Annotated in this window: 20 protein-coding genes; 9 read left to right on the top strand and 11 right to left on the bottom strand. The window is 40.1% G+C overall.

Annotation, left to right across the window (positions count from 1 at the left end):
- Nucleotides 1-23 precede the first annotated feature (23 nt).
- The 4 genes from hemC (at nt 24) to add (ending at nt 5,174) form a co-directional block, all read left to right on the top strand.
- Nucleotides 24-962, top strand: a complete 939-nt coding sequence (gene hemC, locus AC27JL_RS17920; protein WP_487196244.1) for a hydroxymethylbilane synthase — start codon at nt 24-26, stop codon at nt 960-962.
- Nucleotides 963-2,795, top strand: coding sequence for a uroporphyrinogen-III C-methyltransferase (locus AC27JL_RS17925; protein WP_487196245.1), 1,833 nt, complete (start codon nt 963-965; stop codon nt 2,793-2,795).
- Complete coding sequence (locus tag AC27JL_RS17930) at nt 2,792-3,904, top strand: heme biosynthesis HemY N-terminal domain-containing protein (protein WP_487196246.1); 1,113 nt, start codon at nt 2,792-2,794, stop codon at nt 3,902-3,904. Before AC27JL_RS17925 ends, AC27JL_RS17930 begins: the two co-directional genes overlap by 4 nt.
- A 268-nt stretch (nt 3,905-4,172) precedes the next feature.
- Nucleotides 4,173-5,174, top strand: a complete 1,002-nt coding sequence (gene add, locus AC27JL_RS17935; RefSeq protein ID WP_487196247.1) for an adenosine deaminase — start codon at nt 4,173-4,175, stop codon at nt 5,172-5,174.
- Between the two features lie 93 nt (nt 5,175-5,267).
- Here add and AC27JL_RS17940 read toward each other — a convergent pair whose 3' ends face one another.
- From AC27JL_RS17940 to AC27JL_RS17960, 5 genes are all read right to left on the bottom strand, one after another.
- Entirely contained in the window at nt 5,268-5,678 is a 411-nt protein-coding gene (locus tag AC27JL_RS17940) for a CBS domain-containing protein (protein WP_006792457.1), read from the bottom strand.
- A 158-nt stretch (nt 5,679-5,836) separates the two neighbouring features.
- Nucleotides 5,837-6,550: an NAD(P)H-flavin reductase gene (gene fre, locus AC27JL_RS17945; protein WP_008129479.1), complete on the bottom strand. Its 714-nt coding sequence runs from the start codon at nt 6,548-6,550 to the stop codon at nt 5,837-5,839.
- A gap of 148 nt (nt 6,551-6,698) precedes the next feature.
- Nucleotides 6,699-8,165, bottom strand: a complete 1,467-nt coding sequence (gene ubiD, locus AC27JL_RS17950) for a 4-hydroxy-3-polyprenylbenzoate decarboxylase (protein ID WP_006792455.1) — start codon at nt 8,163-8,165, stop codon at nt 6,699-6,701.
- A gap of 73 nt (nt 8,166-8,238) precedes the next feature.
- Nucleotides 8,239-10,269, bottom strand: a complete 2,031-nt coding sequence (locus tag AC27JL_RS17955) for a methyl-accepting chemotaxis protein (RefSeq protein ID WP_487196248.1) — start codon at nt 10,267-10,269, stop codon at nt 8,239-8,241.
- Between the two features lie 67 nt (nt 10,270-10,336).
- A complete protein-coding gene (locus tag AC27JL_RS17960; protein WP_203985414.1) occupies nt 10,337-10,618 on the bottom strand; it encodes an MliC family protein in 282 nt (93 codons plus the stop codon).
- A gap of 293 nt (nt 10,619-10,911) precedes the next feature.
- Here AC27JL_RS17960 and AC27JL_RS17965 point away from each other — a divergent pair, with 293 nt between their 5' ends.
- On the top strand, nt 10,912-11,823 hold the full coding sequence (locus AC27JL_RS17965; RefSeq protein ID WP_487196249.1) for a DUF808 domain-containing protein: 912 nt from the start codon (nt 10,912-10,914) through the stop codon (nt 11,821-11,823).
- Nucleotides 11,824-11,848: 25 nt separating this feature from the next.
- Here AC27JL_RS17965 and AC27JL_RS17970 read toward each other — a convergent pair whose 3' ends face one another.
- From AC27JL_RS17970 to AC27JL_RS17980, 3 genes are all read right to left on the bottom strand, one after another.
- Nucleotides 11,849-12,790, bottom strand: coding sequence for a tetratricopeptide repeat protein (locus tag AC27JL_RS17970; RefSeq protein WP_487196250.1), 942 nt, complete (start codon nt 12,788-12,790; stop codon nt 11,849-11,851).
- Between the two features lie 86 nt (nt 12,791-12,876).
- Nucleotides 12,877-14,280, bottom strand: coding sequence for a M20/M25/M40 family metallo-hydrolase (locus tag AC27JL_RS17975; protein WP_487196251.1), 1,404 nt, complete (start codon nt 14,278-14,280; stop codon nt 12,877-12,879).
- 137 nt (nt 14,281-14,417) lie between these two features.
- Nucleotides 14,418-16,496 carry a TonB-dependent siderophore receptor gene (locus tag AC27JL_RS17980; protein ID WP_487196252.1) on the bottom strand — a complete coding sequence of 693 codons (2,079 nt, stop codon included), beginning with the start codon at nt 16,494-16,496 and terminating at the stop codon, nt 14,418-14,420.
- A 197-nt stretch (nt 16,497-16,693) separates the two neighbouring features.
- Here AC27JL_RS17980 and dbpA point away from each other — a divergent pair, with 197 nt between their 5' ends.
- On the top strand, nt 16,694-18,082 hold the full coding sequence (dbpA, locus tag AC27JL_RS17985; protein ID WP_039038219.1) for an ATP-dependent RNA helicase DbpA: 1,389 nt from the start codon (nt 16,694-16,696) through the stop codon (nt 18,080-18,082).
- 5 nt (nt 18,083-18,087) lie between these two features.
- On the opposite strand, the gene AC27JL_RS17990 is transcribed toward dbpA, so the two are convergent.
- A complete protein-coding gene (locus AC27JL_RS17990) occupies nt 18,088-18,663 on the bottom strand; it encodes a DNA-J related domain-containing protein (RefSeq protein ID WP_487196253.1) in 576 nt (191 codons plus the stop codon).
- A gap of 76 nt (nt 18,664-18,739) precedes the next feature.
- Between AC27JL_RS17990 and AC27JL_RS17995 the strand changes: the two genes are divergently transcribed.
- A complete protein-coding gene (locus tag AC27JL_RS17995; protein ID WP_487196254.1) occupies nt 18,740-21,550 on the top strand; it encodes a tetratricopeptide repeat-containing hybrid sensor histidine kinase/response regulator in 2,811 nt (936 codons plus the stop codon).
- A gap of 64 nt (nt 21,551-21,614) precedes the next feature.
- On the opposite strand, the gene rho is transcribed toward AC27JL_RS17995, so the two are convergent.
- Both rho and trxA read right to left on the bottom strand, forming a co-directional pair.
- Complete coding sequence (gene rho, locus AC27JL_RS18000; RefSeq protein WP_006792445.1) at nt 21,615-22,874, bottom strand: transcription termination factor Rho; 1,260 nt, start codon at nt 22,872-22,874, stop codon at nt 21,615-21,617.
- A 182-nt stretch (nt 22,875-23,056) separates the two neighbouring features.
- On the bottom strand, nt 23,057-23,383 hold the full coding sequence (gene trxA, locus AC27JL_RS18005) for a thioredoxin TrxA (protein ID WP_006792444.1): 327 nt from the start codon (nt 23,381-23,383) through the stop codon (nt 23,057-23,059).
- Nucleotides 23,384-23,474: 91 nt separating this feature from the next.
- Between trxA and rhlB the strand changes: the two genes are divergently transcribed.
- Together rhlB and gppA are read left to right on the top strand one after the other, a co-directional pair.
- The gene (gene rhlB, locus AC27JL_RS18010) at nt 23,475-24,752 is read left to right on the top strand and encodes an ATP-dependent RNA helicase RhlB (protein WP_006792443.1); all 1,278 of its coding nucleotides are present in this window, start codon (nt 23,475-23,477) and stop codon (nt 24,750-24,752) included.
- A 43-nt stretch (nt 24,753-24,795) separates the two neighbouring features.
- Entirely contained in the window at nt 24,796-26,289 is a 1,494-nt protein-coding gene (gene gppA, locus AC27JL_RS18015; RefSeq protein ID WP_487196255.1) for a guanosine-5'-triphosphate,3'-diphosphate diphosphatase, read from the top strand.
- The last annotated feature ends 116 nt before the right edge of the window (nt 26,290-26,405 follow it).

Genomic DNA, 26,405 nt, shown 5'->3' on the forward strand with positions numbered 1-26,405 from the left:
GCAGTAATTAATTGGATACCCCTATGACAGAAAAAACAAAATTAGTACGTATAGCAACCCGTAAAAGCGCTTTGGCGCTATGGCAAGCCGAATTTGTAAAAGCGCAGCTAGAGCATTTTCATGATGACGTGCGTGTTGAGTTAGTCCCTATGTCGACACAAGGGGATATTATTTTAGATACACCACTTGCTAAAATTGGCGGTAAAGGCTTATTTGTTAAAGAGCTTGAGCAAGCTATGCTAGATGGTCGAGCTGATATTGCCGTACACTCAATGAAAGATGTGCCGGTGGAGTTTCCAGAAGGATTAGCCCTTCATACCATTTGTGAGCGTGAAGATCCGCGCGATGCGTTTGTATCAAATCACTTTGCTAACTTGAATGAGTTACCAGAAGGAGCGGTAGTAGGTACATCAAGCTTACGCCGCCAATGCCAAATTAGAGCGCTGAGACCTGACTTAAAAATTCGTGATTTACGCGGAAACGTAAATACACGCCTAGCTAAATTAGATGCTGGGCAATACGATGCGATTATTTTAGCAGCGGCAGGGCTTATTCGTTTAGAAATGGGCGAGCGTATTGCTGACTATATTGAACCAGAAGTATCGTTGCCTGCAAATGGGCAAGGTGCTGTAGGTATTGAGTGTCGGATTGAAGATGAAGTAACTAAAGCGTTATTAGCACCGCTTGAGCACACACATACACGTATTCGTGTTAATGCAGAGCGTGCAATGAACCGCCGTTTAGAAGGTGGTTGTCAGGTGCCAATAGGTGCCTATGCGTTAGTTGATGGCGAACAGGTCCATTTACGAGGGCTTGTAGGCGCAATCGATGGCAGCGAAATTTTACGTGACGAAGTTGCGGGTCATATTAACGATGCCGAAAAACTCGGAATAGAGCTGGCTGAAAAATTACTTGCTCAAGGCGCAGATAAAATTTTAGCTGACGTATACAGAGACGCATAAATGACACATATTCTGATAACTCGGCCCGAAGGAAAAGGCGCAGCCCTTGCAGAGCAACTTGAGCAAGCGGGTTATCAGGCGTCATTGTTTCCTGTTTTAAATATTAACTATTTAACGCCCTCTAGTACTCAACTAAGCCCACTTATTAATGCAGATAAAATTATTTTTATCTCTCAGGACGCTGTTAAAGCACTGGCACAATTAAAGCCCGATATAAACATTAAAGCGCAGTTTTATGCTGTAGGGCAGCAAACTGCCGATACAATATATGAATTATTTGGTGTGCGTGCAGCCACGCCTAAGCAGTTCGATTCAGAAGGGATATTGGCTCTTAAGTCGTTGGCTCAGGTTGATGGCAGCAATATTGTATTGGTTAAAGGGCAAGGTGGTCGCCCAGACATCGCCAAGGTACTTAAAGAGCGTGGCGCGTTTTTAAATAATTGTGTTGTTTATGAACGTGAGCCAGTGCCAGATTTAACCAGCAACTGGACTGACCACTGGAAAAGCAGCAATGTACACGGTATAGTCATAACAAGTAATGCAGCAGTTGATGCCATGTTTACCCCCCTTGCTGCACAACAATTACAATGGTTACAACAGTGCCACTTTTATGTTGCCAGCGAGCGCATAGCCGCATATTTACAGCAACAACATGTTAGTTTGGCAAATATCCATATTGCAGCAGGGGCTAGCGATAACGCTATGTTTACCTGTATTAATCAGCAAGGTAGCAGCATGAGTGAACAATCTAAGTCAATAACAACAGAAAACACAACATCAACAGCTTCGAGTTCAACATCAGTTAAAAATGAGCCAGCAAGCGTAAAAAACAAACCCGCAAATGACAAACAAAAAGTAAGTAAAGTGGCTTCACTTGCATTGTTAATATCGTTGGTTGTGGCCTCTGGAGTTGGCTACGAGTTTTATCAAAAGCTAAATGCAGGTAAAGCGCAAAACACAATTGTTAACGAGCTAAGCGAGCAAAACAAGCTGCTCCAGCAAGAGCTTGCTGCACTTAAATCTTCTCAAATGAGCTTACAACAAGCGTTATTTAATAGCGAAGAAAAAGTATCTGAGGCATTAACGCAAAGCACTCTTGAAAATCAGCAAGCATTAAAAGCTGCGCTGCAAAAAGCGCAGCAGCAAGGTTCATCTTTAAACCCACAAGAGGTCACCAGCTTACAACGAATGGCTGAGTTTAAACTGTGGGCCGAAAAAGATTACCAAGGCGCAAGCGCTGTACTAAAACGTTTAGACGGACTGTTAAGTGAGCACCCTGGCACAATTGAAGTTCGCCAAGCCATTATGCAAGACATACAAACGCTTGATAGTTTAAAACCGGTTGCTACCGAGGCTATTTATTTACAGCTAAATAGTGTTATTAACCGAATTGACGAATTGGTGTTTAATGCGGTCAATTTACCAGAGGAAACATTGGTAATTGATGAACATGCACTCAGCGAAGATATTAACGACTGGCAGCAAAATATCAGTAATAGTTGGAATAAAATTGTTGATAGTTTTATTACTATTAGGCGCCATGAAGGGATTGCTATTGAACCTTTACTAACCGACCAAGAGCGCAATTTAATTAATCAACGAATTAAATTAAATATAGCACAGGCGCAGGACGCATTATTAAGTAAGCAAGCGAGTATATACTTTAGTGCGTTAAGCGAAGCTAAGCGCTTAACTGGCGAGTACTTTAAGCAAGACGATGACGCCACAAAATCAGTACTAAATACGCTATCTAAATTAGAAAAAGAGCAGCTCAATTTTAGCCAAGAGGTCACTCTGCAAAGTACACAAACGGTTAAGGAGTGGGTGCAATGATAGGCCTAATAATTTTAATTGTAGCTATTGTTGTTGTACTTGCGGTTACCCCTTTTGTACTGGACGAAAAAGGCTACGTGCTTATCTCGTTTAATAACACAACAATTGAAGGCACCATTGTTTCGTTTTGTATTATGGCTGCAATGACTGCAGCAACTTTATACTTTACGTATAAACTAATACGCTACTTATTATCAATTTATAGAAATACCAAACATGGTTTTTTTGCCCGCAGTGAAGAGCGTAAATTTGCCGCAATTGAACAAGCCCTTTTCAGTGCTATAAACGACGATTACGATCAGGTAGAGCGCGCACTTTCTGGTAACAGTGTGCCAGATAAATTTGATGATATTCGTTTAGCACTATTGGCTAAAGCGGCACTTGCTAACAACGAGGCAGATAAAGCACTAGAACGATTATTTGAAATAAGCCCTGAGCAGCAATTGAAAGTAGCAAAACTATGGTTGGCAAGTGGCGATAGCAGTGCAATTGAATCGCAGTTGCGCGTTAATGCAGAAGCTAAAAAAGCTACTGCACTTGAGCTTAAACTGTACACTGAGGTATTGGTACAACAGCAGCACTTTAGCGTGCTAGAAGAGTTTTTACCCAAGTTACTGCGTAAAAAAGTGTTTTCAAGTGATCAGTGGACGCGTGTATTTACTGCCTATTTTTCGGCTCAATCAGCTGATGAACTAACAAATAAATACAAACAATTACCACGAAAACTTCAAACTTATGCGCATACGGCGTATTTAACTCAAATGGCTGCAACTGGTCAGCTTGCCGTTATTGAGGGCGATTTAACTAAAATGGTTAAGCAAGCCAGCCAACATGATGAGCTTGCTGCTATTTTAAATAATGCAAACCATGGCGAAGCGCACAAATTACAAGCCACTATTCAAGATCGCCTTAAAAAAGACGACACTAATACAGCACTGCTGTTGTCGCTTGCGTGCCTTGCTAATGCACAAAGTGACTATGACTTAGCAGCACGTGTGTTTGATAAAGCACTTAATGGTGATAATAAACACCATTTTGCAGACCAAGCAGCTTTGAGTTACAAAAATACGGCACAGGCTGAAAAGGCGCTCGTTTTATATAACAAATAAGTTTACTAGCTGATTAGTTATATATTTAGGCACAGGTTATAGGCGTTGTATAAATGCTTTGCCTGTGCTTTTTTATAGGTATTTTTTAAATTTAGCGAAATAATAAAAAGTAAGGCGATACTATTTTATACAGATTCTTGTTAAGTGCGCGAATATTTGCACAAAAAGCAGACATATGACCGCTTAATAATATTACAAAGCGTATAGACTTGAAAAATAACTCTATCTGCGTATTATGCGCAAAAATTTAATTAAACTGGGTGCTACTATGATCAATAGAAAACTACCTTTGCTAGATATTCACCGTCATTTAGATGGTAATGTTCGCGCGCAAACCATACTAGAACTTGGTCGTCAGTTTAATATTGATTTACCCGCAGATAACGTTGAACAATTAATTCCTCATGTTCAAGTGATAGATCCAGAGCCAAACCTTGTCGCTTTCTTACAAAAGCTAGACTGGGGTGTTACAGTACTTGGCGATTACGATGCATGCCGCCGTATAGCTATTGAAAATATTGAAGATGCACAAGCACAAGGTCTTGATTACGTTGAACTTCGTTTCAGCCCTTACTACATGGCTCAAAGCCAAGGCTTACATCCACAAGGTGTTGTCGAAGCTGTGGTTGATGGTATTAAATCAGCAACAAAAAATGCCAATATTAAAGCTAATTTAATTGGTATCTTATCGCGTACTTATGGTGTTAAAACGTGCCAACATGAGCTTGATGCATTACTTGCGTTTAAAAATGACTTAGTGGCTGTTGATTTAGCGGGCGATGAAATTGGCTTTCCGGGAGAGTTATTTATTGAGCACTTTAAGCAAGTGCGTGATGCGTATTTAGCGTCAACCATTCATGCCGGTGAAGCACTTGGTGCCCCCAGTATTTGGCAAGCGATTAACGAGCTAGGTGCAAGTAGAATTGGCCATGGTGTAAAAGCAATTGAAGACCCAACGTTAATGGATTACCTGCGTGATAACCGTATTGGTATTGAGTCATGTTTAACCAGTAATATTCAAACTAGCACAGTCACCGACCTAGCTAAGCATCCGCTTAAACAGTTTTTAGATCATGGCATTCTTGCTTGCCTTAATACAGATGACCCGGCTGTTGAAGGTATAGAAATAGAGCATGAATATACTATTGCAGCACCAAAGGCTGGCTTATCTCAGGCTGATATAGAAAAAGCCCAAGCGAATGCGTTGGAAATTGCATTTTTAAGCGACGGCGATAAAAAAGCATTATTAGCACAAGTGAGTGCACGTTAAGCAATACAAATAAATATGCCGCTTTAAAGCCGCATATTTATAGACTTAACTTGAGCGCTAGTTAAGAGATTTACTGTCTAACGCTCAGGTTTATTAGTGCTCTTGGCAGCTAAGGTAGTTATCGTAGAGCGCTTTGAGCACATCGGCACGATTTATCATTCCTACCACTTTTACGCCTTCTACCACAGGGTAGTTTTTTGGCTTACCTGGCTGCATTTGTTCAGCCAGTTCAATAATATTCAAATCGCTACTTACTGTGACTACATTGGTTTGCATAAGCTGCGACACTTTTACAACCCCTTCGCAAAAATAACTGCTCTGCATTAAAGGCTTTAATAACTCTTGCTCTGAAATAAATCCGACAAGGCACTTTTCGTTGTCGAATACAGGCGCACCAAGTAATTTAAATTTTTGTAACTCGGCTATGGCTGTCGTCATTTCGGTGTCTGGTGTTATGTTTGGCAACTTACGTTGCATAAAATCTTTTACTTTTGTATTTAGCATTTGGGTCTCTCCCGCTGATGTTCTGTACAAAGTATGGTTTATAGATTGGATTTTAGGAAATTGTTTATATTGATGAATGTGATAGGTTTAAACTATTAAAAATTTAAAGTCATAAAAAAAGCACCCGTAGGTGCTTATTATTAAACTATGTGATGAGTTTACTTAATAAATGCAAACGCATCGGCGTACATGTTTTCACGAATAGCGCCATGAGCTATAAAGTCGTCACGTACAATCCCTATCATGTCAAAACGACCCGCCATGTAAATGTCGTAAGGTTCAAGTGATACAATATCTTGCATTACTGCTTTGTGCACAAAACCAGTGTGACCTTGCCAATTTGCTGATGGGTTTTCGACAACAGGAATAAATTCAAAATGTTCATGGCTCTCTGCCCATAATTTCATTTCTTCATGTGCGTACAAAGCAGACTCTTCTTTAACACCCCAATAAAATAATACAGGGCGGTCACAGTTTATTTCAGCCAAGTGATCAGCCATTGATTTTACATACGAAAAGCCAGTGCCACCGGCAAGTAAAATAATAGGTCGATTACATTGTAATCGAAGTTGAGACACACCTAACCCGGCTTCTATATCAACCATTGTGTTGTTTGCATGTGCATTGCGTAGGTGTTCAAGCGATTGCATTGCGTATGAGTCTGCACCCGAAGCACCAATGTGTAGTTCTATTTCGTCACATTGAGATGGGCGGCTAGCAATAGAAAAAGCGCGTTTGTCTTTTTCACCTAACACCAGTTGCATGTATTGGCCCGCTTCAAAGGTCACAGGTTGTTGTGGCTTTAAAATTACTTTGTTAACAAATTCTGTAAGTGGGCTGATAGCTACAACTTCAGCTTTTAATGTTTGCATTTTTTACCTTTTAGCAGCGCTTTTGACAGCAGATACGCAATTGAATGAGTCGATTCTAGCATATCTACAGGGTTATTTTATAGCCTGTTTATAGCTTGTCCGAATGGTGGCAAATAAATTATTGGCCACCGCTTGGTTTGTTGAGTTGTTAGAGAATTTTAAGGCTATCCCAAATATCATCAACACGTTCTTTGGTGGCTTTGTCCATCACTATTGGTTCACCCCATTCGCGGTCGGTTTCGCCTGCCCATTTGTTGGTTGCGTCCATCCCCATTTTAGAGCCAAGTCCCGATACCGGAGAGGCAAAATCTAGATAATCTATTGGGGTGTTTTCAATTAACGTAGTATCACGCGCTGGGTCCATACGAGTTGTTATGGCCCAAATAACATCTTCCCAGTCGCGTGCATTTATATCGTCGTCGCACACAATTACAAACTTGGTATACATAAATTGGCGTAAAAAAGACCATACTCCCATCATTACGCGCTTGGCGTGACCAGGGTATTGTTTTTTCATTGTGACTACTGCCATGCGGTACGAACAACCTTCAGGCGGTAAATAAAAATCAACAATTTCGGGAAACTGTTTTTGTAATATTGGAACAAACACTTCGTTTAGTGCAACACCCAGAATAGCCGGCTCATCAGGCGGACGGCCAGTAAATGTACTGTGATAAATAGGATCTTTACGGTGTGTAATGTGAGTTACGGTCATAACAGGGAAGTCATCTACTTCGTTGTAGTAACCAGTGTGGTCGCCATAGGGGCCTTCTGGCGCCATTTCGCCTGGCATAATATGGCCTTCTAGTACTATTTCGGCACTGGCAGGTACTTGCAAGTCATTTGAAATCGACTTTACTACTTCAGTTCGGCTTCCACGTAATAACCCAGCAAATGCATATTCGCTAAGCGTATCTGGAACAGGAGTTACCGCACCTAAAATGGTCGCCGGATCAGCACCTAACGCCACCGACACAGGATAAGGCTGGCCGGGGTTTTCTTTACACCACTCTTGAAAGTCGAGCGCGCCGCCACGATGCGACAACCAACGCATAATTATTTTATTTTTACCTAATAGCTGTTGGCGATAAATACCCAGATTTTGACGTTTTTTGTATGGCCCTTTTGTTACGGTTAAACCCCACGTAATTAAAGGGGCTGCATCGCCCGGCCAGCAGTGTTGAATAGGTAGCTTTGTTAAATCAACGTCATCGCCTTCTAAAACTACTTGCTGGCAAGGTGCTTTTTTAACTTCTTTAGCTGGCATATTCAGCACTTTTTTAAACACAGGAATAGATCCAAGTGCTTCTTTAATACCTTTAGGAGGCTCTGGCTCTTTTAAAAATGCGAGTAGCTTACCTACTTCACGAAGTTCGTTAACGTCTGTTTGACCCATCCCCATAGCAACCCGCTTTGGTGTTCCAAATAAATTGGTAAGCACCGGCATGCTGTGCCCTTTTGGGTTTTCGAATAATAAGGCAGGACCTTTTGCACGCAGTGTGCGGTCGGAAATTTCGGTCATTTCAAGATACGGGTCAATTTCTTGGGTGATACGTTTAAGCTCACCTTTTTTTTCAAGTAAATTGATAAAATCGCGCAGATCTTTATATTTCATTATGGGCCGCTACTAAGCAAAAGAGTTGAACTATTATACCCATTTCATGCAAAGCAAGTCATTACACCTGCACTTAAAACTTAAAGCGCTCTACGGCACTTGTTAAAGAGTGTGCAAGTTGATTTACGTCTTCACTTTCGCTTGCTAGGGTGGTTGCGTTATTGGCATTTAAGGTGGCTTGTTCGGTCACCTTGGCCATTATTTTTTGAATATCATCACTGTTTGTTAACTGTTCATGAGAAGCCGTAGCAATTTGCTCGCTCATGTGGTTAATTGAAAGTAATGTTCCTTTTATACGCTCAACCGCTTTATTTAGTTCAGCACTGTTTTCAACACACTGTTTAGCTTGTTGTTGGCCATCGTTAATTTCTTTTTGCGTCGTTTTTGTGTGTTGTTGCAGCGTTTGAATCATAGTATGAATTTCACTTGTGGAGCTTTGTGTGCGTGCCGCTAATGAGCGAACCTCGTCAGCAACCACCGCGAAACCTCGGCCATTTTCTCCGGCTCTTGCCGCTTCTATTGCTGCATTTAATGCAAGTAGATTAGTTTGCTCTGCAATGCTGCTAATAGTGTTTACAATTGCGCCTATTAAATCTGTAAACTCAGCCAGCTCTTCTGTGCTACTTACCGCTTTATCGAGTCGATTTAAGAGTGCTTCAATACTTAAACTGTTGTCGTTAGCTATTTGGTTGACGTCGTTTGCAAACTGAGAGGCGTTGGTGATCTCGTTAGATGCATTATCGGCCTGCTCATAAACCGCTTGCGAATTATTTAGCATACTATGCGCAAGGTCTGTGGCTTGTGCGCTTCGTTCTAGTTGCTGCTGAGCAACAATGGTCATTTGTTGACCTTTTTCACTTGTTTGAATGGCCGATTTATCAAGCTCGTGGGCATCATTACTAATTGCTTTTATAAGGTGTGATAAATCGTCACTGAGCTTATTAATGTTGTTCAGCAAAGTGCCAAACTCATCTTTGCTGCGCGGTTGGCTGCGTTTAGAAAAATCACCCGAGGCAATACGTGCTAAATCGCTATTTACTTTTTTAAGTGGTTTTAGCATGGCATTGGTTGTAAATATTGAAATAACAATAAGTAATCCAATAAGTACAATCGCAATTATAACAACAGAGCTAGATCCCATGTTAATGGCCGACTTGGCACTGTTTTGCAGTGTTTGAAAACGCTCGTCAGCTAGCTTATTAAGCTGTAATAATTGGCTTTCTGTGTCTATAAATTCTTGTTGAAAGCGCTCAAAACTTTGCTGTGCCATTTGGGTGTTTTTAAGCGCTTTATTTTGCTGGGCGTAAATACCGTCGGGTCCATTCAATCGTGATCTTAAGTTATTAAATTGCTCGGTGAATTGAGCCGCGTTTAAATTGTCACCAAAGGGAGTGGCTTGCTGTTCTAAATACACAAAGTTTGGCTGGATGTTATCAAGTAAAAATTGGGTATCTTGTTGATGGGCATTTAAGTCGTTAATACTGGTAGTTTGCGTAATACTTTTAATATTGTTGCTTAAATTAAATAGTAAGTCGTCTATGCGTGTTGCAGTACCAAATACAGAGCTGAGTAAAGATTGCTGCTTTGCACTGACCTCTATGAGTTCTATATCGAGTAAGCCATTACTGAGATTGCTGAGCTCAACACCAAACTCTGTAATTAATAGAGCGGCAGCCGACTGCGCACTAAAACGCTGTTCTTTGGCATTAAACATGTTTGCGCTTGTTTTGCTTAGTTGCTCAAAGTTTTTTGAAGCGTCAACTAGCAAAGTTTGCATGTTTTGCTGACCCGTTAATTGCGGCTTAAGTGCATTGAGCATCTTACTGAATTCTTGTTGCTCGCTAAGTGCTTCTTTTTTATTGGTCAGTAATAAATCAGGTTTTGTTTGACTATAAGCTAGAGCATTGAATTTGGTAATAGAAAGAAGCGATAGCCTTAAGTCTTTACTTACTTGTTGGGCTGGTACTGCAAGGTTTTCTATACGTGAAGTTGTGGTGCTTATTTTATTTAAGGACCAGTAAAAAAATAAGCTACTAATAAGCATTAGTAAGCCAATGGCAGAAAAGGCTAAAATTATTTTATGTTTAATGGCAATAGAACGCATAACTTCATCAACAAAATTAAGACTTTTGTTAGTGTAGCAAGTTTTTTAATATGTTGTTAGTGGGTTGTTATTTTGTGCTGCAAAGGTGTTTATTCCCTGAAATTATAAGCATAGCTTTAGTGCCTTTCCCCCAAAAAAGGACTTTGTTACTAATGTATTTATTACCAGAGGCGCTTTTTTCATGCGTAAGATGATAGATTTTATTTTTAAAAGTGAGTGCTGCTTTTTCGTTTGCTAAGACATTAAGCACGGCTTTATTATCATTGCATACATAGTGTGTGGTTGTTGTTTTGTCATTGCACCCTATTAAACACAGTAAATAAACTACTAAAACGATTGTTGCTTTCATTTCCCCTTCCTTTATTTTTCACCGGCTATTCTATTTCAGAATAACAGAGCAAAATTAACCGTTGGTGAAAGACGTGCTTTACGTTATGTTGATTAAATTATTTATAAGATAGGGTCTGTTGATCTTTTCGGCTTGAAATTTGTTCACACTAGGGACTATTTAATCGCGGCGCGAGGTTTGTAACCTAGTGGACTAAGTAAAAGCCGAGCAACAAAGAATAAGTAGCCCCTAGGAAGAACCAAACAGGCTACTGTAAATTAACCTTTAAAGAACAACAGACCTTAGGAAGCACAATGGCAGGCACTAATCTTTTAACATTATTAGATGATATAACGGCTTTACTCGATGACATTGCAACCATGAGTAAAATTGCGACAAAAAAAACGGCGGGTGTTTTAGGAGACGACTTAGCACTCAATGCACAGCAAGTAACGGGTGTATCAGCCGACAGAGAGCTACCTGTTGTATGGGCGGTAGCGAAAGGGTCATTTTTAAATAAAGCCATACTTGTCCCAGCAGCTTTAATGATCAGTGTTTGGCTTCCATGGCTCATTACACCACTGTTAATTTTAGGTGGTTTGTTTTTATGTTTTGAAGGGGCTGAAAAAGTATTTGCGCGATTTTTACCTCATCACGATGATATTGCCGATGGCGACGAAACGTCTGATTTAGTTGAATATGAAAAGCAAAAAGTAAAAGGCGCGATACGAACGGACTTTATTCTATCGGCTGAGATTATTGTTATTACGCTCGGCACTGTTGCAGGTCAAACATTGCTTAATCAATCTTTAGTGCTTTGTGTAATAGCCATTGTTATGACTATTGGTGTTTACGGACTTGTGGCTGCCATTGTAAAACTTGATGATGCAGGCTTGTATTTGGTGAATCAATCTAAAGTCTCTGGCAGTACGGTTAAAGAGTTTATAGGTAAAGGCTTACTTGCAGCAGCACCGCGACTTATGCAATTTTTAGCGTTTGCGGGTACTGTTGCTATGTTTTTGGTGGGTGGGGGTATTTTATCTCATGGTATTGAGTTACTGCACCACACACAACTTAATATGATTGGCTATGCGCAATCAATACTAGGCAATATAGGTGAGGTATTAGCTCCGCTTATTTTTGATGGGTTGTTAGGTGTTGTTGCGGGGCTGGTTATTGTGCTTTTTCATGTAGCTTATACAAGGTTATTTAAGACAAACAAGTAGAGCAGCGTTTTCTGCCCTACATAACTTATTCGCACGTTATAAATTTACACAACTGCTCTAGCTCGTAAGCTGCTTTACTATTACCTTGAGCAATTGCTTTTTTATACCAGTAAATAGCTTGTTGTGTGTTTTTGCCTGCACCTTGCCCGTCTCGGTACATTTGCGCAAGGTTAAGCTGACCCCATTGAGAGCCTGACTCTGCAGCAAGTTTAAAGCTCTCTAAGGCTTCTTCAAATTGCCCATCTTTAAAGTACATAATGCCTTGCTGGTTATTTTTATCTAGCTTTAAACCTTTGTATAAAGGCTTAGGTTTAGGCGGAAACATCACAAACCCACCATACAAGCTATTAGCGTGTGGGCGTAGTACATCGTAAATCACGTCACTGGCATATAAGCGCTTTACCTCATCACGCGGTAAGGTAATTGTGTTTGTTGAAAAATAATCGCGTTGCACTAATAAGCTGGTGCGCATCGCCGTGGTTATGCCTCGGTTGCGTTTATAGCTATAGTTGCTTACTTGAAAAGTAATAAATTGCTCGTCAAAGCTTAGCACTTGGGCCACTTTTAAATTTGTTAGCGTCCATGGTTCGTGAGTAAATTTATCGGCGTGAACTAAGTACGTATCAAATGCCTGTGGGTTATTTAAGTAGCTGTATTTGAGTGCTTGGTTATAGGTGTATTGTTGAAAAAAACACACCATTACCCACAATAATAAAATTAAGCCAACCCCGTATTTTGGCAGGCTTAGTTTTTCAATTAAGGGGAGTTTTTTTATACTAATGACTTCGTTATGTCCACATTGGTAGCATTCGCGCTTGTAGTTTAGTTTTAACGGTACGATAGGAATAATCGTAAAACGTAAGTAACGGCTATGGTTTACTAAGTGATAGCTATCGCTTTGGCAGTTTGGGCAGCACTGCGTTTGTGAAAAGTGAGGAAAGGACTGACTGGTGTTGAAAAGCAGCATGCAATAATGCCCCGAGTTTTAATTTCTACTAAAGTAAATCAAGGGGCATATTTTTTAAAGCAGCAAACTGTAAGTAAGTATGTCTGCTACTCTTTTGTTGTTACTTTTGGTTTAATTGTTGTTTTTGCGTCTGCTGCCATAAGTGCAAATACCGCATAGGTTGCTGTATTTTGACGAAGCTTTGCTGGCGTTACTTTATCAAGCGTGTCGTCAGCAGTGTGGTGATAATCAAAGTAGTCTGTACCATCTTGGGCTAGCTCAAAAATAGGTGCCGAGACTGCATTTTTAAATGGAATTAGATCGGGTCCGCCGTTAGCTTGGTTCTTACCAATGTACTCAACATTTAAAGGAGCAAGTTCTTTCGCGATAGCACGCACTACAGGCAGTGACGCTGCATCTACATTTGATTCAAAACCGTAAACTACATCAGCGCCAAAATCAGACTCTGCGGCAGCGACAATATTGTGTAAATCGTTTTTATGTTTCGCAAAGTAAGCTTTTGCACCCCATAAACCAAGCTCTTCAGCGGCAAAAAGGACAACGCGAATACTGCGTTTAGGGCGTTTTACATCGCTAATATGTTTAGCAGCCGCCATAGTTAATGCAACGCCGGCGCCGTCATCAAGTGCACCTGTGCCTAAATCCCATGAGTCTAAATGTCCGCCAATTAATACATATTGTTCAGGGATTTCAGTCCCGTTAAATTGGCCTATAACATTGTAACTAGTGCCTTCGCCAAGGTTTTCGGTTTGTACATTTATATTTACCAATACATTTTTACCTAAAGCGACTAAACGGGCAATTTGATCTGCATCGGGGTTGGCAATGGTTACGTTAGGTATTTTTTTAACACCTTCTTTGTAATAACTACCGCCGGTGTGGGCAAAACGGTGATGGCCTGTACTTACTGAGCGCATCATGTAGGCCACAGCCCCTTTTTTAGATGCTTCAATTGCTCCAGTGGCACGTGCTTTAACAGCGGGTCCATAACCATTGCCGTCTATATCGCGATTCATTCGGTAATTAATGTAAGCAATTTTACCCTTTAAGCTATTAGCCGGTGCTGCTTTTAGCTCATCAAGTGTTTCGAATAACTCAATGGGTGCGCTAATACCTTCTTTGGGTGTGCTTATGCTATTACCTAGCGCGGTTAAGTGAAGGGATTGCTCGCTAGGCGTTAATATTTTTCCACTTTCGCTGTAGCGGCGCCACTCTGGGAAAGTTGCCTCTTCAAGCCATACCTTGTCAAAACCGAGTTCTTTAAATTTAGCTTGTGCCCATGCAACGGCTTTTTTGTCGTTTTCGGTGCCTGGTAAGCGCGGGCCAACTTCTGTTGTTAGTGACTCTAATAGCTCATAGCTTAGGTGGCTATTAAGTGCAGTGGTACGCACTTCATCTACTTGTTGTAATTGCTTTGGTGTAAATTCGTTGCTGCTGGCAGTGGCTGCCATGCTACTGGTAAGCAGTAGCGCGGTGATGAGGTTTTTCATGGTAATTAGCCTTGTTTGAAATTGCGGCTATTAAAACATGTAATAGAGACGTAAAAAATAGAATGAGATGAATGAGCGGCTTTAAAGCGCAAAAAGCCCGCGTATTTTAAGCGCGGGCTGGTAATTAAAGCGCTTAATTAAAAGCTAAACTGGGCAGCCAGTCTTACGTTAGTACCTTCACCTATTGTTACGTTATTTGTTCCGCCACCGGCTAGATAATCTTCATCAAATAAGTTTTCTATGTTTAGGCGTAAGTTAACATCGGTTTTGCTTACTTTAAGTTTGTAAGTTGCACCTACATCTACGCGTGTGTAGGCATCTTTAGTAATCGTGTTGGCACTATCTGCAAAGCGCTCACCTTCGTAAAATGCACCCGCATTAAATGCAATCGCGTCGTTTAATTCGTAACGAGTCCAAAGCGATGCAGACCATTTAGGGGCATCGGTAGGGCGCTTACCTTCCAATTCTTCGTCACGCTCGTAATTAGCATCTAAATACATAGTCGATGCCATTACGAATAAACGGTCAGTTGCCGCACCTTGCGCTGTTAGTTCAATGCCTTTGTGGCGCTGTTCACCAATTTGGTTTGTTTCAGAGATTAAATCACCCACTGGTATATCAAGTGTTTCTGTAACTAGTGTGCCATTTTTACTAATGTCAAAAAGCGCACCACTTAGCATTAAGCGATCATCAAACAATTGCCACTTAACGCCAATTTCTTTTTGCTCAGAGGTAACGGCGTCAAGCTTCATACCATTATTTATATCGTCTTCGTTTACAAGAGTATCGCTTCCTTGAGGCTCAAAGCCTTCAGAGTAACTCGCGTATACGGTAGCTGATGCATTAGGGTGATACAGAACACCTACTTTTGGCACAAACGATTCATTATTTGCATCTTCACGTGTTTGCTTATCGTAGCGACCACCAAGCGATAGCTGCCATTGTGGCGAAAACGTGATTAAGTCTTGCACATAAATACCGTAATAGTCGTATTCTGTTTCGCTAATAGTGTCGTCTGTTTTGTAACTGACAGTTGGGCGACTTGGTTCTGCTTGGCCTGCTATAAAATTAAATGAATCAGCTGAGGTGCGACGCTGGCCATAATAATAATCAAGCGAGTTAGCACCAATTAATAATTGATGATGAACACCGGCTGTTTCAAATTCACCAATGAAGTCGATAAATGCTGTTTTAAATTGCCAGTCGTCGAATCGGTCGTACGGGCGAGACTCATAGCTGTCGCCTTCAACAAAATTACCCGGCTTACGTGGCGCTGACTCAAAACGTTGGCGCTCAAATGTTTGTTCGTTATAACCAAGTTTTACTTGCCAGTTATCGTTTAAAAACACTTTAAAATCTATGCCCGCATTTTCTACCGTTATGTCGGTAAACGCCCAAGACATATCGCGAATAGTTTTATCGCCGCCAATAACGTTAGCGTTGTCGTCTATCCATGCACCGGTGTCTAAACCTGCTTCGTCGTCTGTGCGGTCGTAATGCACACGTACTAAGGCATTGTCACTAATGTCGTAATCAACAATAAATGCACCTAAAAAGCGGTCACGCTCGCGGTTTTCACCATTTTGGTATTCGCGCCAGTAATCAACATCTTGCTTAACTAAAATACCGCGTGCACGTAAATCTTCTGCATCCGTTAATGCTCCGCTAGCATCAAGCATAAACCGCGTTGAACCGTGTTGATCTACATCTGCACTGGCATTGAACAAAGTTTGTGCTGTTGGCTTTTTAGTGACCATATTAATTAGTCCGCCAGGGCCTGATTGACCATATAAAATGCTCGATGGACCTTTAATAACTTCTACTTGCTGTAAAATTTCAATGGGTTGTTGATAGTGCGACCAGTGCTGATGACCATCGCGTAAGTAACCCGTTGATGAGCTAAGTTCAAAACCACGTAAGTTAAATACTTCACGGTTACGTTGTTTAGAACCAGCCGTTAAGCTTGCATCGTTTGAAAGTACTTCACCTAGTGTTGTCGCAAGTTGTTCGTTAATAATAATATCGCTAATTACAGTCACTGATTGAGCAGTGTCGAGTAATGAAGTTGATGTTCTCATTGCACCATTTGCGTTATCTACTTTGTAGTCATTAAAGAAACTTCCTTTGACTTCAATATGTTCAAGGTCGGTAGAGTTTGCATATGTGTTTGTTGTTATTGTTGCTAATAGTGCGATGTAAAGTGAACTCAGTTTCATTTGATGCTTCCAGCTCAATATGTGAATAAAAAGTGAAGCGCAATCTTAATGAAAATAAATATCATTTGCAATGTGTTTTTATTAACAATATTTTATAATGTGTTTGCTAATGGTTGCCAATAACGAATTCTGCTATTATTAGCGGCATATTTAGTGGGACTTTATCCTGCGTTATTTTTACTGCTATGGAATTTACTGTGACTTCAACTGCTTTTTCATCTTTGGCTTTACCAGCTGGACTTGTTGATAATTTATCGACGCTTGGCTACGCCCACATGACACCTGTACAGGCGCAAAGTTTGCCACCTGTACTTGAAGGTAAAGACATCATTGCGCAGGCAAAAACCGGCTCAGGTAAAACGGCTGCGTTTAGTTTAGGTGTGCTTGCTAAATTAAACGTAAAACGTTTTAGAATTCAATCGCTAGTTTTATGTCCAACACGTGAACTTGCTGAACAAGTGGCTGTTGAAATGCGTAAGCTTGCGCGTGGTATCCATAATATTAAAATATTAACGCTATGTGGTGGTGTATCAATTGGGCCGCAAATTGGGTCACTTGAACACGGTGCACACATCATTGTTGGTACACCAGGGCGCGTAGATGACCATATTCGCAAAGGGACTTTACGGTTAGACGATGTAGAAACATTAGTACTAGACGAAGCCGATCAAATGCTTGATATGGGCTTTCAAGATACCCTTGATGCGATTATTGAATGTATTCCACAAAACCGCCAAACGCTTTTGTTTAGTGCTACTTTTCCACGCGCAATCGAAGCGATAGCAAAGCGTGTACTTAGTAACCCAGAGATGATTAAAGTAGAAGAAGAGCAAGAAAAAAGCACAATAAAACAATACTTCTACAAAATGGATAACAATAAACAGCGCTATCCAACACTTAAGTTACTATTACTTAAATTTACACCACAAAGTTGTGTTGTGTTTTGTAACACCAAGGTAGAAACGCAGCAAGTGTGCGATGATTTAGCCGATGAAGGTTTCAGCGCCGTGGCATTGCATGGTGATTTAGAACAACGTGACCGTGAGCGCACTCTGATTCATTTTGCTAATAAAAGTGCGTCTATTTTAGTCGCGACAGACGTTGCCGCACGTGGTTTAGATATTGACGATATGGACATGGTAATCAACTACCATTTAGCGCATGACCCGCAAACGCACGTTCACCGAGTTGGGCGAACAGGTCGCGCGGGTAAAAAAGGAATTGCTTGCTCAATTTATGGTGATGCAGAGCAATTTAAAGTAGCGCAAATTGGTGATCACTATGAGCGCGACTTTGAGCCAGAGCCAATGCCTTCATATAATTTGTTGGACAAACCACCGTACAAACCAGACATGGTCACTCTGATGATAGATTCAGGTAAAAAGCAAAAAGTGCGTGCTGGTGATATTTTAGGTGCGTTAACGGGTAAAGACGGTATTGCTGGGCGTCAAGTAGGTAAAATTAATGTTCTTGATAACGTCGCATTTGTAGCTGTTGAACGTAATGCGTCTAAACCGGCACTTCGTAAATTAACCGAAGGTAATATAAAAGGGCGCAAAATTCGTGCTCGTCGCCTAACGCGTTAATCAAGTTATGAGCGAGCAGCCGGTTTAAGCTGCTCGTACTCTACTTTTATTTGCTTAAATGCATTCTCGCAGCCAGTAGGTTTGTCTGGGTGGAGCGCCAGTGCAAGCTGTCGCCAACGTTTTTGTAATTCTTTAAGTGAAAAATTATTTGTTAGCTGCCACTTTGCCAACAGTGCGTCAAAGTGATCTTCTGTTAAAGCTGGCGCGCTATTTACCTTCTTAAACTTTTGCCAAAAACTTGTGAGTAGCTCATTAATTTGCTCTTCGCTTGCTTCGTAATTCCCCCAGTCTAAATAATAATCTTTTAAGTTTGATTTAACCGTTGCAGGGCTTTCTATGTCTGTTTCAATAAGTTCTATATGAAGTGTTGATATTAAGAGGCTTTTAGGGTGAATTTGTTCCTGTAGTTGATACAATGCATTCATAATTAAAAAATTACGCTTAAATAAATCACGTTCAGGGTTTTTATCAAGTGGCTTAATTGCGCCACAATTAATAAGCTCAGCTGCTAGGATATGAACTTGCCACACTTTTTGGGTTAATATTAAGTCAAATATTCGGTCAATCAGTGGGTTAAGCATTGTTTAGGTCCTAGTATTTAGTGTATCTTCAGTACAGATTACATTGTTACACGTAACAATTTGAAGGATTAAAATTATGCATGGCAAGCTCAAGTGCCTCTTATTCATTGTATGCAGTTTGTTCTATTTGCCAAGTTATGCTCAACAATCAGAACCATTATTAGAAGAGTTTAAACAACAACAACAATGGGATGCAAAGCGTGAATTAGGTAACGCCTTACTTAATAACCAACGTATTACAGCTCAAAGTCGTGCTGTAATATATGCAGGCCTTGCCGATACTGCGCTGTCGAGCGGCCACTTTAGCGATGCTTTTAATTACTTTAAATTATTAGAGCAAGAAACTTCTGGAGCACTTCTTCCTAGTGAGCACTTTCGTGCAATTAAAATGCAAGGTGTTGCACTTTTTTATCAAGGCTTGTTTAAACAAGCAATTACTCAATATACGCGTGCACTTGATATTGCAAAAATTAATAACCAACCATTAGAACAAGCAAATTTATTGAATAATATTGGTTTAGCTTATTTTAATATGCATAAATTGGTAGCAACGCTGGATTACTACCTAAAAGCAAAAGAGATTTACGAAGAAGTGGGTAGTGAACAGGATAAAGGCGATATTTTAATTAACATAGCGGGCGTGTATATACGCTTATCTCGTTATGAAAATGCCATGAGTATTTATCAAGACGTGTTAAAAATCTTTCGCAAGTTAGATGATAATTTGGGTATTGCTATGGTGCATAATAATATGGGGGTGGTTTATTTTGAAAGCAACCAGCTAGATTTAGCGATGCATTACTACCAATTAGCAACCCGTTATTACCTATCCGTCAACAATATGAATAAGTTAGCGACTCAGTACACTAACATTGCAAACGTCAATATTATTCTCAATAAAGTGGAATTAGCGTATGAGCAAGCGCAATTAGCGATAGAGTATTCACTTAAAATTGATAACAAAAACTTAGAACTTACTGCACTGCAAACTCTTGCAAAAGTCCAGCTTGTTAGAGGGATGTTAGATGAGGCAAAAACGAATATTGAACGCGTTTTTGAATTACTTGAAGAGCATAGTAATGATCGCATAATGCGAGATGGACTTGGCACCCATGCTTTGATTGAAGCGAGCAGGGGAAACTACGAAAATGCAATGCAGTTGCATGAAAAGTACAATAACGAACTACGCAAATTAAGAAGTGAATCTATTGTTAAAGCCCTAGCAGTATTAGAAAGACAGTTTAAAGCCACACAATTAAATCAAGAAATTAAAGAGCTGAAACAAGACCGTAAATTACAAGAACTAAAAATGCATCAGCGTTCGCAGTTAACGGTGTTTATTTTTGTACTGTTATTTTTAGTCATAGTGACAGGGGTTGCTTTATACCGACGCGGCGCAGAAAAACGGGCAAAGCAATATTTAGCTGAGCAAGTGGCGCAACGCACAGCAGAGCTTCAAGCTGTTGCCCAAGAGTTAAGAGCAGCTAATGATGTTAAAAGTCAATTTTTGGCTAATGTTAGCCATGAAATAAGAACACCATTAACGGCGATTCTCGGACAAACAGACGACTTAATGAATGGTTTATACGAGCCTGAACAGCTAAAAGATGAGTTAGCTATTATTCAGCGGCATAGTAACCATTTAAAAAGTTTGATCAACGATGTACTTGATTTAAGTAAAATAGAAGCGAATAGGTTAGAGCTTAATGTTTCTTGTTTTGACATGGTCCAACTGGTTAACGATGTGCACGCAATGTTTAACCCTCAGGCAAAAGCAAAAAATCTCAGGCTTGTGCTTGAAAATAAGGTGGGCGATGAGTTTTACACCCGCCTTGATATAATGCGAGTAAAACAAATTCTCATTAATTTGTGTGCCAATGCTATTAAGTTTACCCAATCAGGGCAGGTATTAATTGCATTAAATAAAACAGATCAGGGTATTGTACTGATTGTTAAAGATACCGGTATAGGTATGAACTCATCACAATTAAAGCTCATTTTTGAATACTTTAGCCAAGCAGATAACAGTATTAGCCGACGTTTTGGTGGTACAGGTCTGGGGCTTAGTTTATCGCAGCAGCTCGCTTCTATGATGGGCGGGTATATTAGCGTGCAAAGTGAATATAAAAAAGGAAGTCAATTTTCGTTCTTTTTACCTTGTGCACAAGTTTCTAGTGATCAAATCGATATTGGGCAAATAGAGCAAAATAAAGTGCAACTAAGCGGTACTGTCCTGCTTGCAGAGGATCATGCAGATAACCGTAGGTTTATTAGCCGTTACTTGCGTTCATTAGGGCTTGATGTAATTGCGGTAGAAAACGGTGAGCAAGCTGTGGAGCGTTGCTTGCAAGAGTACCCAGATCTTGTATTACTCGACATTCAAATGCCTATAATGGATGGACGAGCGGCCTTTGAACTATTAAAAAAATGTGGTTTTCAACGGCCAATTTTTGCGCTCACTGCAAACGCAATGAGTCACGAAATTGACGACTACCTTACATTAGGATTTAACGGTTACCTTGCAAAGCCATTGGATAAAGACTTATTTTATAAAACCTTGTCAGAAAATTTAGACGAAGTTCATTCGGACGAACCTAATGTACCAAGTGAGATAGACATCAGTGATTTAGTAATAAGTTTTAAACAAAGTTTTGGTTTAGAAAGCGAAAATATTACACAGCATTTTCTAAGTGAAGACTTTAACGCTTTGCAAAAAGATAGCCACCGAATATTAGGTGCAGCACAAATGTTCGCCTTAGAGGAAATAGCTTCAGCTGCGAAAAATTTAGACAGCGCCTTATTGCAAAAAGGCGAAAAAGATATGAGATATATTAATCAGCTTGTATCAGAGCTCCAGGCTGTATTACACAAATACAATGAAACGTAAGTACACATTACAACAAATATAAAAAAAGCGCCCAGGGCGCTTTTTTTGTATTACTTAAATGCGTTTATTGGCGTTTCATCGAATCAAAAAACTCATCATTGGTTTTACTCATTGATAGTTTATCAATTAAAAATTCCATGGCGTCAATCTCTGACATTTCATGAACAATTTTACGTAAAATCCATAGCTTTTGCAGCTCATCTGGCTTAGTAAGTAGTTCTTCACGGCGAGTACCAGAGCGGTTAAAGTCGATAGCTGGGAATACACGTCTTTCCGCAATTTTGCGGTTAAGGTGTAATTCCATGTTACCAGTACCTTTAAATTCTTCGTAGATAACTTCATCCATTTTAGAGCCAGTATCGATAAGTGCAGTGGCTATAATTGTTAAGCTACCACCTTCTTCAACGTTACGTGCGGCACCGAAGAAACGCTTAGGTTTGTGTAGTGCATTAGCGTCAACACCACCGGTAAGTACTTTACCTGATGAAGGAATAACGGTGTTGTAAGCACGTGCTAAACGCGTGATTGAATCAAGTAAAATAACAACGTCTTTTTTATGCTCAACTAAACGTTTTGCTTTTTCGATAACCATTTCGGCAACTTGTACGTGACGAGATGCAGGCTCATCAAACGTTGATGCAATCACTTCACCTTTAACAAGGCGTTGCATTTCAGTTACTTCCTCAGGACGTTCGTCAATTAGTAAAACCATTAACGTTACATCAGGATGATTATGCGTAATTGATTGTGCAATGTTTTGCAGTAGCATTGTTTTACCCGCTTTTGGCGGTGCTACTAATAAACCACGTTGGCCACGGCCAATTGGTGATGCTAAATCAAGTACACGAGCAGTGATATCTTCTTTACTACCGTTACCACGTTCCATGCGGAAACGTTCGTTTGCATGTAGTGGCGTTAAGTTTTCAAAAAGAATTTTGGTGCGAGAATTTTCAGGTTTATCAAAGTTAACTTCGTTTACTTTAAGTAATGCAAAGTAACGTTCACCATCTTTTGGTGGACGAATAAGGCCTGAAATTGAGTCGCCAGTACGCATACTGAAGCGGCGAATTTGGCTCGGTGATACATAAATGTCATCTGGGCCAGCTAAGTAAGAAGCTTCTGATGATCTTAAAAAGCCAAAACCATCTTGCAAAATCTCAAGCACACCACCGCCGAAGATATTTTCTCCGCCTTTGGCATGGGATTTTAATATGGTAAAAATGATATCTTGCTTTCTTAAGCGGGCTACGTTTTCGAGCCCCATGGACTCAGCTAAGTTTACAAGTTCTTTTATAGACTTGTCTTTTAATTCGCGTAAATGCATATTGGTGGGTTCTTTATTACAATTGTCATACTCAAAGTCGCTTTGATCGTTGAGTGAGGTTGGTTGAATATAACTAAGGATTAGTTGGCTTTATAAACTAGCAGTTCACTGGCATAGCGTCCAGTGTTTATACAAAATAAATTCAAAAAAAGGGCAAAAAGCCCTTTTTTAGTTCTAGTCTATTAGATGTTGTTATCTAAAAACTCGATAAGTTGTGTTTTTGAAAGTGCACCAACTTTAGTTGCAGCAACTTGGCCATCTTTAAAAAGAAGCAAAGTAGGGATGCCGCGAATACCAAATTTAGGCGGAGTGCCCGCATTTTGGTCAATATTAAGTTTAGCAACAGCAACACGACCGTCGTATTCATCAGCAACTTCATTAAGGATAGGGGCGATCATTTTACAAGGTCCGCACCATTCAGCCCAGAAGTCTACTAGTACAGGCTTGTCTGATTGTAATACGTCAGCTTCAAAGCTATCGTCAGTAATTTGGATTATTTTCTCGCTCATTGCGCTCTCCGATTTAGTTAGGCGAAATATTTAGTGCGTATTTAAACACTCTTGTTTCTTATTGCAAGTTTAAACGTTATGCTTAAACGCTATGACTAAGACACATTTAACCGATAAAAAGTTTTCAGACTTTGCTATCGCACCGGAAGTGGTTGCCGGTCTAACCGAGAATGGGTTTGAATATTGCACACCTATTCAAGCAAAATGCCTACCTTTTATTTGTGATGGACGCGATATTGCGGGCCAAGCACAAACAGGTACAGGCAAAACGTTGGCATTTTTAACTGCTACGTGCCATCGGTTATTACAATCTAGCAAAGCACCTAGTAAACATCCAAGAGCCCTGATCATGGCCCCTACTCGGGAGCTTGCGATTCAGATACACAAAGATGCAAAAATTTTAGCGCCACACTGTAATCTTAACTTAGGTTTAGTATATGGTGGCGAAGATTACGAAAAACAACGTGCACAATTAGAAAAAGGCGTAGATATTTTAATTGGCACGACAGGTCGTTTAATCGATTTGTACAAGCAAGGCTGTTACACCCTTAATGAAATTGAGGTTGTTGTGCTTGATGAAGCTGATCGTATGTTCGATTTGGGCTTCATAAAAGATATACGTTATATGTTTGATCGTATGCCAGATACTTCAAAGCGATTAAACTTATTATTTTCTGCGACTTTATCGTACCGCGTGCAAGAACTTGCTTTTGAACACATGACCAACCCAGAGCATGTACAAATTGAGCCAGACGTAAAAACCGGTAAACGTATAAAAGAAGAACTATTTCATCCTTCACAAGAAGATAAAATTAAGCTTTTATTAACGTTAATTGAAGAAGAGTGGCCTGATAAAGCCATTGTGTTTGCAAACACTAAGCACAGCTGTGAAACCGTGTATGCGTGGTTAAAAGCTGATGGTCATCGTGTTGGTATGCTAACGGGTGATGTAAATCAGAAAAAACGTCAAAGCATTTTAGCGCAATTTAGCAAAGGCGAATTAGACTTTTTAGTTGCAACTGATGTTGCAGCGCGTGGGTTGCATATCCCAGAAGTAAGTCATGTATTTAACTTTGACTTACCAGACGACTGTGAGGATTATGTTCATCGTATTGGTCGAACAGGTCGTGCAGGTGCATCAGGACATGCAATAAGTTTTGCGTGTGAACAATATGCATACAACCTACATGAAATTGAAGAATACATAGAGCACAGCATTCCTTTATCGCATTACGATAAAGCCGCTTTGTTAGACGATTTAACTAAGCCTATTATTCAAAGAAAGCGCAACTATTCAAATGGTCCTCGTAATCGTAGTAACAATAACGGACGTCGACCAAATAATAGTTACCAAAAAGGACGGTCGTAATAGACCGTTTGTATAAGTAGTAGTAACTAGAGGTTTTTGAACGGTGGGGCAACTTATACCGCAAAAAAATGTATACGCAGTTATTGATTTGGGATCAAATAGCTTTCATATGCTAATTGCCAAATCAGTGGCTGGCGGTTTACAAACTATTGGTCGCGTAAAACGCAAGGTCAGGTTAGCCGCAGGGCTTGATAAAGATAACATATTAAGCACCGAGGCTATGCAACGAGGCTGGGAATGCCTCGCGCTTTTTGCTGAGCGTTTACAAGATATTCCAAATCAAAATATTACAATAGTAGCTACGGCTACATTACGCTTAGCAACCAATGCTGAAGTATTTAAAGCGCAGGCTGAAAAAATTCTTGGCCATAAAATCAATGTTATCAGTGGTGAATTAGAAGCGCGTACCATATACAAAGGTGTAGCGCATACTTCTGCATGTACTGGCAAACAGCTTGTTATTGACATTGGTGGTGCAAGCACTGAAGTAGTTATTGGTAAAGAGTTTGATGCACTTTTATACAAGAGCCTCAACATGGGGTGTGTTACTTACCTTGAGCGTTACTTTAAAGATTGCTTATTAACACATAGCAATTTCAATACCGCTATAAAGGCTGCTCGAACTGTTATTGATAATATAGCTCCTGAATACAAAGCCGCAGGATGGCAAATAGCATCAGGCGCATCAGGTACAGTACAAGCAATTCAAGAAATTATGGTGGCACAAAACCTTGATGACCTTCTTACTTTAGAAAAGCTTAATTCAATAAAAGAGCAATCAATTGCATTTAAATCCATTGCAGCGTTAGACCTTCCAGGTTTAAGCGAAGATCGTCGATTGGTATTTGTATCGGGCCTTGCTATCTTGATTGCTTTGTTTGAATCGTTAGAAATTGAAAAAATGGGACTTGCAGGCGGCGCACTTCGTGAAGGTGTTTTATATAGCATGGTGCCAGAGTTTCATAATAGCGATATAAGAAAGCGAACAGTTGATGGGTTTATGAGTCGATACCATGTTGACCAAAAACAAGCATCACGAGTTTCTAGTTTGGCAATTGAGCTCGCACAAAGCATCAATGAAAATTGGCCAATTAATCACTTAAATGGCTTACCCCTATTAAAAGCCGTTGCACAGTTACATGAAATCGGCTTACTAATAGAGTATAAGCAGTATCATAAGCATACAGCGTATATTCTAGAAAATACTGACATGCCCGGTTTTTCGCAATCAGAGCACAGGTTAATTGTGGCAGTAGCCGATGCACATCGTTCTGATATACCAAAAGACAGCTTTAACGCTTTAGGTGCAAACAACCTTCTTGCGCAGTACATTGTAAGGTTACTTCGAGTGTCCGTTATTTTGTCGATGAGACGACAGGACGATGTTCTGCCAAATTTTGAATTAACCGCTAAGAATGAAGTTTTAACATTAACATTCGAAAGTAACTGGTTAAAAGAACATCCATTAATGGCAAGTGAACTACAACAAGAGTCTAAACAGCAAAGTAAACTTGGTTGGAAGCTTCTCGTTCATTGAGTAAAAAGGCCCTTGTGGGCCTTTTTAGTGTTTAAAGTAACCGTTTCGATGAAAATATGCGCGAACGACACGTTTTTTAAAGTTTTCTTCAAAAAAGGGTTGATCTGTTTTCGGAT

It is taken from the genome of Pseudoalteromonas sp. 4NS20-0020 (genome assembly GCF_057554385.1).